Origin of the sequence: Moraxella bovis (genome assembly GCF_002014975.1) — a bacterium.
GTDB lineage: Bacteria > Pseudomonadota > Gammaproteobacteria > Pseudomonadales > Moraxellaceae > Moraxella > Moraxella bovis.
This window is the reverse complement of sequence record NZ_MUXV01000036.1, coordinates 70,337-82,956: the sequence shown is the minus strand read 5'-3', so window position 1 is coordinate 82,956 and position 12,620 is coordinate 70,337. Positions and strand designations below refer to the sequence as shown.

Sequence of the window (12,620 nt, the reverse complement as noted above, 5' to 3'; positions counted from 1 at the left end):
TCATATCGTGTTGTGTATTCTTGGAACTGGTGTGTATTTTTCAATGATTTGTAAAATATCATTGGCGATATTTTCTACCGTTTTGTTATGGCAATCTACATCTATCCAATTTATCTCCTTGCCAATATATTGAATAACATGAGATTGTTTTAGCCAATGATGAATTTCTGCAAGGTTATTTGATATTTGATGTAAAGAATGTTTATTTTCCTCATGTTTGCCATAATTTCTTTGTCTGCAATGATAACGTGTTAATAATTCATTTTCTGGTAAATGAAGTTGAATGACAATATCTGGTATTTGAATGGCATATTCTTTTTGTCTAATTTTGGAAAAATAAGCCATTTTATCAGTATGCTTATGCCATCTGATAGATAGACTGGTAACAATTCCTCTGTCGCTAATGATTAAATGATTATCATGCCAATCAATAGATTTGGCATGATAATTTGAACGGAAGTGATACAAATAAGCTTGATAAAAATCGAAATATTTAAATAATGGAAATAACCTCTCCAAAATATGATTTGATGGCATGGGATGCGTTGGGTGTAAAAATAATAATTGGTAGTTGGCATACTCTTGTGATAAATATTTAATCACGGAGGATTTGCCAACGCCTTTTACACCTTCAATTGCTATATACATAACATCAAAATCTTTTTTTGTGAAGTTTATTGACTTCTATTTCCCAAGATTGAGAACCTAAAACCAACTCATCAGATATTTCTCCTTCTTGCAATCCCATAATAGATTTGGCGAGTGGGGTATTATAGCCAATTTGTTGATTATCAATGTCGGTTTCATCAAACCCCATAATTTCCCAATCCTCGTCAATTGAATCGCCCGTTAATAAATTCCAACGTGTGATACTGACCCATGAGCCAATGGCGACGTGCGTAGTTGGTCTGTTGTCGTTATTAATCACAATGGGTTTGGCTTGCGATAATCTGTCGGTTAATTCTTTAACCAAATGATTTAGGTTTGCCTCCATTTGTTGCTGTCTGTTAAATTCGGGGTTATCGTGCCAGCCATCCCCCGACAATTCAAAGGCGACTTGCCTATCTGTTCTTACTTGAGCGTACTCTTGCTTTTTTCTCTCTAAGAGGGCTTTAAGATTATTAAAACCAGTTTCTGTTAAGTGTACAATATTGTCTTGCATAATAAGCTCCTAAAATGTTAAAGGGATTGTAAAAATGATTGGCAATCTTGTGCATCATTTTTGCTATAATCATTGAGAATATCAAGCATTAACTCACAGGATTTTATGTTAAAATCCTGCTGATAAAAATTGATTTTCTTTTTGATTTTATGACGCAAAGAAACCATAAGTATCAAATCATCTTTTGGGTATTTATTTTCAAGAATGGTAATTAAGGTTTGGTGTGGATGATTGTCTGTTATTTTTAAATTATGCTCCAATAAGTGCAGGCACACATGGCGAAAAATTCTGTCATAAAAATTTAAATAACAATCGTATTTGTTTGATAAATTTTTCTTTCTTAATATTTTTAAACTTAATTGTTCCTTATTGATGAGATGGTTTATCTCATTTTGATTGTGTATTTTCTCTACTTGATGATTGTTAATCAATTTTTGATAAAAGGTATTATTTTTCATGATTTTTCCATGGACTGAGTGTGAGTAATAAAAGTATTTAGATGTTCTTTTAATTGATTGGTTGTGATATAAGTTGGATTAATGTTTGGATTGTTGCTGGTGGGAAATAATAGGTTTTGTAGATTGGTTGTGGGTGTGGTGCAAATAATGGTTGCGGTCATGCTTTTTTGCCCAGCAATAATTTTGTGTAGTGTGTTTGAGCTTAGATGATAAGTATCGCCACAGACATGGTGGTGTGTTTTGGTTTTTGTGAGGTATTTTTTGCCAAGATATGCTGTTTGTGCTGGTTTATTTTGGGATTTTGCTGTATAGAGATAGCAATCCAAAGGTTGAGCGTTATCGTGATGTGGAAAACTTTCTTGCCAAGTTTCGGAATTTAATTCCCCAAGCAGAATATGAGAAGTATAATCCCAGCGATGATTGTGAATATTTTCCTCAGCAAGTACGCCCTCAAACCAAATATGCAATCTTAGTTTGTAGGCATTATCAATAAGAACAACTTTAAGAAAGCCATTGCCGTGAAAGTAACTGTGTTTGGCGATTTGTTGGAGTGTTTTTTCGGAGCTTAAAATGTCATTTTTGATGATGTGTATGATATTATCTAAATGACAATGCTGTTGTACTAGATGGGATAGGGCGTGTAGGTTGTGGGTTTGATGGTTATCAAAGAAAGTGTCAAAGATGGCTTGAAGCTGGGCAAGAGTTGCCCTAGAATGGTTGGTTGGTTGGTTGGTTGGTTGGTTGGTTGGTTGGTTGGTTGGCATGGTTATTCCCTCGGTCTTTTTGTGGATTTTAAGCGTAAATGGTTATTTTGTCAATGATTGGGTGGATAATCTTGATATTTTATGTGTTTAATGTTATAACTTGGTGATTTTTAATGTTATTAGAAGCTTACCATGACCGAACTCGCCACCGATTTAACCACCTACATGACCGAAGTGGGACAAAAAGCCAAAACCGCCTCCGCCCTCTTTGCCCGTGCCGACACCAAAATCAAAAACCACGCCCTAATTTGTATCAAAAACCAAATCATCGCCCACAAAGATGAGATTTTATCCGCCAACGCCAAAGATGTCCAAAACGGCAAGGATAAAGGCTTAGAGTCTGCCTTGCTTGACCGCCTTGTGATTAGCGATAAAGTCTTTCACGGCATTTTAAGCTCGCTTGATGATGTGATTGGCTTGCCTGACCCCATTGGCGAGATGAGCGAGCTGACTTATCGTCCAAGTGGTATCCAGCTTGGCAGTTATGAAAAGCGTGATGGGAAAACAGGCATCATGGGCGATGTGAATTTTAGCTTTCATAAGGTCTATACCAAGCATCTAAATGTTGTGGAAAATGCAGATAATAAACTTCCAAACCTACAAGGTGCTGGGCGTGTCCGAAGTCTAAACGAGGCGATGGCATTGTCTACCCAGCTCAAAGAGATAGTAACGGGCTATCTAAATGCTAAAAGCAAAGAGGAACAGTTGTCAATGATGAACGGTTTGCTCAAAGCGTGGGCAAAGACCGACCCTGAGTATCAAGACTATAATAAACCGATTCTCTTGTCGATGAGCAGTTCTCTCAAAAAGGAGCGGTAAGAGTAGCAGGTGGTGGTACTTCAATGCTTGACCTGACAGGCATGGCAGAGTTTGATAAAATCAAATATAAAATTGGCGTGATTGACAGTTTTATGAGCACAAAAACAGATAACATGTTTTATGCTAACGTCAAAGACTTTGAAAAAACAACCAAAATTATCAATCATACTTATGATAGGCTGATTAAGTCTGTTTATAGTAGACTCTATCCGCAAACTGTTCAGAATCGTTATGGCGATTTGATAGATATTGTGGTAGATGTCAAAGATGGTAATATTCTGTTTGGTTTGGACATTAACCGACTGGTGAGCGACTTTAAGGCAAGGTTGGATGTAGGCGGTCAAACCGCAATGCCTGCCTTTGGCGATATCATGGAGTATTTTGCTTATCTTCAAGTGCAAACACAACCTAACATGGTTGGCAGAGATAAGTTGGTTAATTTGATAGAGCATGTTGTATCTAACGTGCCAAAACATGAATTGGATGGTTGGATAAATGGTATTGATTTTAAGATTGATAGAGAATTACCAATTAAGATGGGCGATGCACAACATAATCATTTAAATGGCGGTGCTGTGTTTGCAGGTGCTGTTAATGATCGGTTGACTGGAACTAAAAATTCTGACCTCCTATTTGGTCAAGACGGCAACGACAGATTGATAGGCGGTAACGGCGATGACATCTTAAATGGTGGTGCTGGCGATGATTATTTGCAAGGAGGTGCAGGAGCGGACACTTTTGTGTTCTCTTTGGACGTGGATTTGGTGGTAGATGTTAGCCAAATTGGATTTGATAAAATTGCTGATTTTGATCTAAAGCAAGGAGATAAGATTGATCTAACAGGACTTTTTGCTGACAAATCAATCATGGACAATTTTGGTGATTATATTCATTTTGAAAAATCAGGTGCCAAAAATATTACGATGATGATTGATATTGATGGCAAGGATGAGATGTTTGAAAAAATAGCAATCGCTGACATATATTCAAATAACATCGATGGTGTGTTGAACCAACTCAATCAGGGTGAAGGTTTGATTTTGTAAAGTAATCATAAAAAAATAAGGCATCATCAAATGCCTTATTTTTTTATGATTAAAGCGAATTATTCCATGCCATATTTTTGAGCAATGGTTTTTATCTTGCCATTTTTGACTAACTCATCAATGCCTTTATTGAGTATTTGTGGTAGTTTGGTGTTATTTTTATTGGCTAAAAAGTGTAGTTGGCTTTGTCGGAGTAGGGTATGATTTTTTTGCTTGCATCCCTGTTTATGTCTGATAAGGGGTTAGGGTGGTGCTTGCTAGTTTTGGGTTATCAGCAAGATAGAATAATATAGATGTTTTGGCATAATAGGCATTGGGTGTACCGTATTTTGATGTGCACTTTTCGGTTTGGAAAATGGCAGTGGTACCATATCGCTGATTCTAGAATCTAATTTCGGCAAAATAAGCTTTCAGATGTTGTTGGTTTAAATTGAATGTTAAGCTTTTTGTTTTTGGCAATGCAATACACCAGAATCAAAACCTGTAATGGCTCCTTTTCCATCAGAAAAATTAAAAGGTGCAACGTCTGAGATTGTTGCTATTGTTAATTTTTTAACATTGGAGGTGTTTGTGTCAAAACTATTTGTCTCTGTGTTGGTAATGGATGTTTTAACCGACATTTTTATTTTTGCGTATGGCATTGGTATCGACAGACAGGTTAGTGGCATGGACGTTAAGTTGATTTGATGGTAGCGGTACTCTCCTTGGTGCTAGAATGGGCAAAATGACCAGTTTCGATTAAAAATTTAAAATAATGTTTTTTAAAATATAAATCTATTGAAATTTTAGATTGAAATAAATGTAAAAACATATGTTTTTTTCAAAAATTAAATCCTATTCACATTTTTAAAACCATTGCAACTTGTTATATTTTGTCAAATGACGTAAACTATACAGTATTTATTTGATGAAGCTGTCTTTGGCTTAATTTGGGACGGATTCATGGATAGATTTTAGAGTAAGCGAGATGATTTTGCCGACAGACGGTTTTGCCATGCTCATCATTCGCTGACCTAATGCAACAATGTATCAAAATTTTCCTTAAAAATAATATGGCGAATATTATGACAAAAAGTAGCAAAGATACGGTGGCTTATCAAAGCACCGAACTCACCGCAGATGGTGCAGCGTATATTGAGGCGTTGTACGAGGACTATTTGGCGGATAAGGCAAGCGTGAGCATCGAGTGGCAAAAATACTTTGCCGATTATGAGCAAGCAGGCGATGCCCCGCACAATGCCATTAAAGAGCAGTTCTTGCTCCTAGCCCGCAACCAAACCAACGCTCGCCCTATTGTGCAGACCGTTGGGACAGGTGACTGCGACCCCAAACAGATGGCGGTGCAACAGCTTATCAGTGCCTATCGTCGTCGTGGACATCGTGTCGCTAAGATTGACCCCTTGGGACTACAAAAGCGTGATGGCATTGAGGACTTGACCTTGGCTTATCATGGTCTGTCCGAGGCTGACCTTGACACGACGTTCCCAACCACGCTCATGCATATTGGTAAAGAGTCAGCAACACTGCGTGAGATTATTGAGATTTGTGAGCGTATCTACTGCGGTAGCATTGGCTATGAGTACATGCATGTCTTTACCGCCACCGAGAAAAAGTGGATTGAAAAATATATTGAGCAAAATCAAGGATTTATCAGATTTGATAAAGACAAAAAATTAGAAATCCTTGACCGCTTGACCGCCGCCGAGGGTCTAGAAAAATACCTGGCTCGTAAATACACAGGCGTTAAGCGTTTTGGTTTAGAAGGGGGCGAGAGCTTCATTCCTGCGGTGCATGAGATGATTCAGCGTGTGGGAACCTATGGCACCAAAGAAGTCGTCATCGGCATGGCTCACCGTGGTCGCCTAAACCTACTTGTCAATATCATGGGTAAAAACCCATCTGCCCTATTTGATGAATTTGATGGTAAAGTTCAGCCAACAGTCGGTTCGGGCGATGTGAAATACCACAATGGGTTTAGCTCAAACGTCATCACCAAAGGCGGAGAGATGCACCTTGCCTTGGCATTTAACCCGTCTCACTTAGAAATCGTCTCTCCTGTCATGCTAGGCTCGGTGCGTGCTCGTCAAGCCCGCCGTAGTGAGGCTTATGGCTATGACATTGACAACAGCACGGTACTGCCCATCGTGGTGCATGGCGATGCGGCGTTTGCAGGTCAAGGTGTCAACCAAGAGACTTTCCAGATGTCGCAAACCCGTGCTTACAAAACAGGCGGTACGGTACATGTCGTCATCAATAACCAAGTGGGCTTTACCACGTCTCGCCCTGATGATGCCCGCTCTACCGAGTACTGCACGGACGTTGCCAAAATGGTACACGCCCCTGTCCTACACGTCAATGGCGATGACCCAGAGGCGGTGGTGTTCGCAAGCCAGCTTGTCTTGGATTATCGCACCGAGTTCGGTCGTGATGTTGTGCTTGACATCGTCTGCTATCGCCGTAACGGACACAACGAATCGGACGAGCCGTCAGCGACTCAGCCACTTATGTATCAAGTCATCAAAAAACTGCCCACCACTCGCACTCAGTACGCTGATAAACTGGTTGCTGAGGGTGTATTGACCAAAGAAGAATCTGCCCAAATTGAAGACGACTATCGCATCGCCCTAGACAATGGCGAGGATGTGGCTCACGGGCTTGCCAAAGAGCCTGATACCAGCTTGTTTGTGGATTGGTCGCCTTATGTGGGTCATGGCTTGACTGATGACGTCCAAACTGGCGTGCCTGTTGAAAAGCTCAAATCCTACGCACAAGCGATGGCAAAAGTACCAGAAGGCTTTGAGTTGCAACGCCAAGTTGCCAAGGTGCTAGAGCAACGCCTTGCCATGCAAACAGGTCAAGAGCCCCTAAACTGGGGTGCTGCCGAAACGTTGGCATACGCGTCACTTGTGGATGAGGGTTCGCTTGTGCGTATCACAGGTGAGGACGTGGGTCGTGGGACATTCTCGCACCGTCATAGCGAGCTGTACAGCCAAAAAGATGCCAGCCTATATCTCCCGTTACAGCACATTCGTGAGGGGCAAGCCCGTTTTGCCACCTACAACTCACTGCTATCAGAAGAAGCGGTACTTGCCTTTGAATACGGCTATTCTACCACCGTGCCAAATGCTCTGATTGTGTGGGAAGCTCAGTTTGGTGACTTTGCCAACGGAGCTCAGGTGGTCATCGACCAGTTCATCTCATCGGGTGAGACCAAATGGCAACGTCTGTCGGGTCTTGTTATGTTGCTGCCACACGGCTTTGAAGGTCAAGGCCCTGAGCATTCATCAGCTCGTTTGGAGCGTTTCTTACAGCTATGTGCTGAGGATAATATGCAGGTCATCACCCCGACAACGCCTGCTCAGATTTTCCATGCTCTACGCCGTCAAGTTGTCCAAAAAGCTCGTAAGCCACTTATTGTCATGTCGCCCAAATCGCTACTTCGTCATCCGCTTGCCACGTCTCAGCTTGACGAGTTGGCAGATGGTAAATTTGAAAGTGTGTTGCCTGAGATTGACAGCATTGACAACAGCAAGGTAACTCGTGTGGTGTTGTGTGGCGGTAAGGTGTATTATGAACTGCTTGAAGCTCGCCGTAAGCTAGGGCTTGACCACATCGCCATTGTGCGTATTGAACAGCTTTATCCATTGCCAGAAGAGCGTATCTTGGCAGAGCTTGCCAAATACCCAAATCTTAGCGAAATCATCTGGACGCAAGAAGAGCCACTTAACCAAGGTGCGTGGTACTATCTACTGCCAGAGCTACACCGCTTGACGGAAGGTAAAGCCAAACTGCTACCTGCGTCAGGTCGTCCTGCGGCGGCGGCTCCTGCGACAGGTTCGCCAAAGATTCATGTGGCACAGCAAAAAGCTCTGATTGCCCAAGGCCTAGGCGTGAGCGAAGACCAACTATAAGTAAGTGTCAGGATAAACTCATGATTTGTGGGTTTATCTGTCTTTTCATTTTATTTATTAATTTATCAAAACTGCAAATTAATTCTTAGGAGTTTATCATGGCTGACATTAAAGCCCCCGTATTTCCAGAATCGGTACAAGACGGCACCATCGTAGAATGGCACGTTAGTGAGGGCGACCAAGTTGCCCGCGACCAACTGCTTGCCGAGATTGAGACCGACAAAGTTGTGTTAGAAGTGGTTGCCCCTGATGATGGCGTGATTAGTAGCATTACCAAAGGCGTGGACAGCACCGTGGTGTCTGCTGAAGTTATCGCTACCTTTGAGGCAGGTGCAACTGCTGCTCCAAAGGCTGAGAGCGAAGAGCTATCCAAAGACGAAGCTGACAAAGGCACAACCATTGACCCAGCCAGCGTTGCCGCTCCTGTACAGCCAAAAGCCGAAGCAGAAGGCGACTTTAAAGACCAAAGCCCTGCCGTGCGTAAAGCTGCCAAAGAAACAGGCGTAAACCCAGCAGACGTACAAGGCTCGGGTCGTGGCGGTCGTGTTACCAAGTCTGACATGGTGAACCCCACTCTAAAAGGCGACAACGGTCAAGTCATCGCTACTGCCATCGGTCAGCGTATCGAAAAACGTGAGCCAATGACTCGTCTGCGTAAGCGTATCGCCGAGCGTCTATTGTCCGCCACCCAAGAAACAGCCATGCTTACGACCTTTAACGAAGTAAACATGAAGCCACTGATGGACTTGCGTGCCAAATACAAAGACCAATTTGAAAAACGCCATGGCGTAAAATTGGGCTTTATGTCGCTATTTGTAAAAGCAGCCACCGAAGCGTTGAAGCGTTTCCCTGCGGTGAATGCGTCTATTGATGGCGATGATATTGTATATCACGGCTACTATGACGTGGGCGTGGCGGTGTCAAGCGACCGTGGTTTGGTTGTGCCTGTCCTTCGTGATACTGACAGCATGGGTCTTGCCGACATCGAAGGCGGTATCCGTGATTACGCCACCAAAGCCCGTGAAGGCAAATTGTCTATTGAAGAGATGACTGGCGGTACATTTACCATTACTAACGGCGGTGTGTTCGGCTCGCTCCTGTCTACTCCAATCATCAACCCACCACAAACTGCTATCCTAGGTATGCACGCCATCAATGAGCGTCCTATGGCGGTCAATGGTGAAGTGGTTATCCTACCGATGATGTATCTTGCCCTGTCTTATGACCACCGTTTGATTGATGGTAAAGATGCGGTGCAATTCTTGGTAACGATTAAAGAGCTTATCGAAGACCCAGCCCGTCTGATTTTGGATGTGTAATGTGTTATAATGCCTGCTCAAAGGGTGGGCATTTTATTTTTAAAATAAGAGAGAATAATGATGAAAAATTCATATGATTTAGTGGTTATCGGTGGCGGCCCTGGTGGCTATGAAGCTGCCATTCGTGCAGCTCAACTTGGCTTTAGCACCGCTTGTATCGAAAAACGCATTCACAAAGGCAAGCCTGCCCTTGGTGGTACTTGCCTAAACGTGGGTTGTATCCCGTCGAAAGCCTTGCTTGACAGCTCACACCGCTATGAAGCAACCCGCCATGAACTTGCCGAACACGGTATCACGACAGGCGATGTGGCGATTGACGTTGCCAAAATGCTAGAACGCAAAGACAGTATTGTCAAAGGCTTGACCGCAGGCGTGGCAGGTCTATTAAAGGGCAATGGCGTGGACTGGCTACAAGGCGTGGGTACCTTGCTTGACGGCAAATCAGCCGAAAAACAAGTCAAATTTACCGCTCATGACGGCACCGAGACCACCATTACTGCCAAATATGTGATTTTGGCGGCAGGTTCTGTGCCAATTGAAATCCCAGTTGCCAAAACTGACGGCGAATTTATCGTAGACAGTACAGGTGCCTTAGAATTTAGCGAAGCCCCAAAACGTCTTGGCGTTATCGGTGCTGGCGTGATTGGCTTAGAGCTTGGCTCGGTATGGCGAAGACTTGGCTCAGAAGTGGTAGTGTACGAAGCCATGCCAGAGTTCTTGGCAGTTGCCGATAAAGACATCGCCAAAGAAGCAGGCAAACTCCTTAAAAAACAAGGTCTTGACATTCGTGTCGATACCAAAGTGACGGGTGCTGAGGTGGTGGGTGGCGAAGTGGTTGTAACCACGGATGTCAAAGGCGAAACTAAAACCGAAACCTTTGACAAACTTATCGTGTGCGTGGGTCGCCGTGCGTACAGTGAAGGCTTGCTTGCGGACGGCTGTGGCATTGAGCTGACTGAGCGTGGACTTGTGGCGGTAGATGACCAGTGCAAAACCAACCTAGATGGCGTGTATGCCATTGGCGACTTGGTGCGTGGCCCAATGCTTGCTCACAAAGCGATGGAAGAAGGCATGATGGCGGTAGAACGCATTCATGGCGAAAAAGCTCAGGTAAACTACGATACCATCATCAGCGTGATTTATACGCACCCTGAGATTGCGTGGGTGGGCTTGACCGAAGAGCAAGCACGTGCCCGTGGATATGAAGTCAAAACTGGCTCATTTAACCTATCTGCCAACGGTCGTGCCTTGGCACAAGGTGAGGGCGTGGGTGTGATTAAGGTTGTGGCTGACGCCAAGACTGACCGCTTGCTAGGCTTACACATGGTAGGTGTGGGTGCTGGCGACATCGTCCACCAAGGCATGATTGCCCTTGAATTTGTGTCAAGTGTAGAAGACCTACAACTGATGACATTCGCTCACCCAACCGTATCAGAAGCGGTGCATGAGGCGGCATTGTCAGCAGACGGTCGTGCGATTCATGCGATTCAGCGTAAGAAGCGTTGATTAGTGTAAGAGATTAATAAACATCTGTTGAAAAACAGGTGTTTATTTGCTATTATAGAAATATTTTACTTGTTTAATTATTGGGTTTCTTATGAGCAAGGTTTTGATTGTTGGTCATCAGTATTCTAATTATCAAAAATTAGAAGAAATATTAAATTTTTGTGGAATGGCAAAGGCATTGCCTTCCAAAGCTTACAGTATGACACCACAAGACATTAATATCAAAATTGGTAGTGTTGCTATATCAGTGCCACAAAAAGTGTTATCAACTCGACAACAGAGATCGGCCGCTAGTAGACTCTCAAAAAACCAAAAAACCCTTGTAGTTCGTCATGCTCAATCAGAAAGTTCTTATGTTCAAAAAAAGCCTAAAAAAATGTGGGATAGTCTAGCTTTTGATTTGATTATGGCAAATGATGAACAGTCATTATGGGGCTGGGCAGACTCTAATGCTATTAGCCTGTTAGAGTATTGGGCTGATTTCGACGAAGACATGGTTTTTGTCTTAACTTATGATAAGCCCGATGTTATTTTAAAGCACCTACTTAATGACGTTGAAGTCCAGCAGTTGGAACAATCAGTTATCGATGAAAAAACAAAAGATTGGTTTGAGTATAATCAAGCTTTAATTAACTTTTATCAAAAAAATAAGAATCGCTGTCTGCTTGTTAATGGTGAACAGGTATTGGATTCGGCAAAAGATTATGTTCATTCTGTTGCTAAAATTACTCAAATTGAATTTTCTTCAGGCAGTGAAGAATTGCCCACGTTGCAAGATGATGTTTCACTAGCAGATTCTCTGACATTAGATTTCTTGATTCGTGAAGTGCTTGCTTCTAGTGATGATATACATCAAATGTTTAATAGACTTCAAAACTTGGCAGATATACCACTTGTTAGTCAGGCTCAGATTGGTAGTGCGTTAGATTTACTCAAAGAGACAGTGAGCAAGCAAAAAAAATTACTACAAATGGATGCTGAGCAAGAAATTCAGAGCAAGTTAATGATTAGCCAGCAAGAAAACTCACTGATGATTGAGCAATTGCACCAAACACAAGCAGAACTTGAAAAATATTATCTTGAGAATAAAAAGTCATCAGATTTGCTACGTCAAGAACAAGAGAAGGTTAAGAGTTTAGAAAAACAGTTGACTAATAAACAAGAGTTATTAAATGCGAATCAGCTTTCACCGCAAATCAAACAAGAAAATGATTTATTAATTAAACAGCTTCAGCAGACCCAAGAAGAGCTTGAAAGATATTATCTTGAGAATCAGAGATTAAAATCTCAAAAGCAAGAACCTGCTAAACCTGTTTATTATGGAGCGGCAGATAGGGTGAAAGAAGATTTGCCTTATCGACTCGGAGCTACCATGGTGAGTCATTCTAAATCCGCCAAAGACTTGGCGATATTGCCACTGGCTTTGGCGAAGGAATATCGTGAATTTCAAAAACATCAGCCAACTGATTTGCCTGCAATCGAGGAGTATCAAGATGCTCACGAGGCGGAGAAAGCAAAAAAACATCTATCCTATCGACTGGGTAAAACGCTGGTCGATGGGGTAAAATCAAAAAAAGTATTGGACCTACCTGTGAAGATGGGTAGGGAGATTGTTGGGTTTGGTAACAAATAGGT

At 42.4% G+C, this 12,620-nt stretch carries 10 protein-coding genes; 6 read left to right on the top strand and 4 right to left on the bottom strand.

The window, feature by feature from the left end:
- From B0182_RS09370 to B0182_RS14930, 4 genes are read right to left on the bottom strand one after another with little or no spacing between them, the layout of a single operon-like run.
- On the bottom strand, positions 1-648 hold the full coding sequence (locus B0182_RS09370; protein WP_078274681.1) for a nucleoside/nucleotide kinase family protein: 648 nt from the start codon (positions 646-648) through the stop codon (positions 1-3).
- Between the two features lie 4 nt (positions 649-652).
- A complete protein-coding gene (locus B0182_RS09365) occupies positions 653-1,162 on the bottom strand; it encodes a GreA/GreB family elongation factor (RefSeq protein WP_078274680.1) in 510 nt (169 codons plus the stop codon).
- Positions 1,163-1,179: 17 nt separating this feature from the next.
- On the bottom strand, positions 1,180-1,620 hold the full coding sequence (locus tag B0182_RS09360; protein WP_078274679.1) for a hypothetical protein: 441 nt from the start codon (positions 1,618-1,620) through the stop codon (positions 1,180-1,182).
- Positions 1,617-2,384, bottom strand: coding sequence for a PT domain-containing protein (locus tag B0182_RS14930; protein ID WP_078274678.1), 768 nt, complete (start codon positions 2,382-2,384; stop codon positions 1,617-1,619). Before B0182_RS14930 ends, B0182_RS09360 begins: the two co-directional genes overlap by 4 nt.
- Positions 2,385-2,516: 132 nt before the next feature.
- Between B0182_RS14930 and B0182_RS09350 the strand changes: the two genes are divergently transcribed.
- The 6 genes from B0182_RS09350 to B0182_RS09320 all read left to right on the top strand — a co-directional run bounded on the left by B0182_RS09350 (position 2,517) and on the right by B0182_RS09320 (position 12,618).
- Positions 2,517-3,203 carry an aldehyde dehydrogenase family protein gene (locus tag B0182_RS09350; RefSeq protein WP_078274677.1) on the top strand — a complete coding sequence of 229 codons (687 nt, stop codon included), beginning with the start codon at positions 2,517-2,519 and terminating at the stop codon, positions 3,201-3,203.
- Positions 3,204-3,226: 23 nt separating this feature from the next.
- A complete protein-coding gene (locus B0182_RS15220) occupies positions 3,227-4,249 on the top strand; it encodes a type I secretion C-terminal target domain-containing protein (RefSeq protein ID WP_078274676.1) in 1,023 nt (340 codons plus the stop codon).
- A 1,064-nt stretch (positions 4,250-5,313) separates the two neighbouring features.
- Complete coding sequence (locus B0182_RS09335; RefSeq protein ID WP_078274674.1) at positions 5,314-8,160, top strand: 2-oxoglutarate dehydrogenase E1 component; 2,847 nt, start codon at positions 5,314-5,316, stop codon at positions 8,158-8,160.
- Positions 8,161-8,258: 98 nt separating this feature from the next.
- Positions 8,259-9,479 (top strand): 2-oxoglutarate dehydrogenase complex dihydrolipoyllysine-residue succinyltransferase, encoded by a 1,221-nt coding sequence (gene odhB, locus B0182_RS09330; RefSeq protein ID WP_078274673.1) that lies wholly within the window; start codon positions 8,259-8,261, stop codon positions 9,477-9,479.
- A 60-nt stretch (positions 9,480-9,539) separates the two neighbouring features.
- Positions 9,540-10,985 (top strand): dihydrolipoyl dehydrogenase, encoded by a 1,446-nt coding sequence (gene lpdA, locus B0182_RS09325; protein WP_078274719.1) that lies wholly within the window; start codon positions 9,540-9,542, stop codon positions 10,983-10,985.
- A gap of 91 nt (positions 10,986-11,076) precedes the next feature.
- Positions 11,077-12,618: a hypothetical protein gene (locus B0182_RS09320; protein ID WP_078274672.1), complete on the top strand. Its 1,542-nt coding sequence runs from the start codon at positions 11,077-11,079 to the stop codon at positions 12,616-12,618.
- Positions 12,619-12,620: the final 2 nt, after the last annotated feature.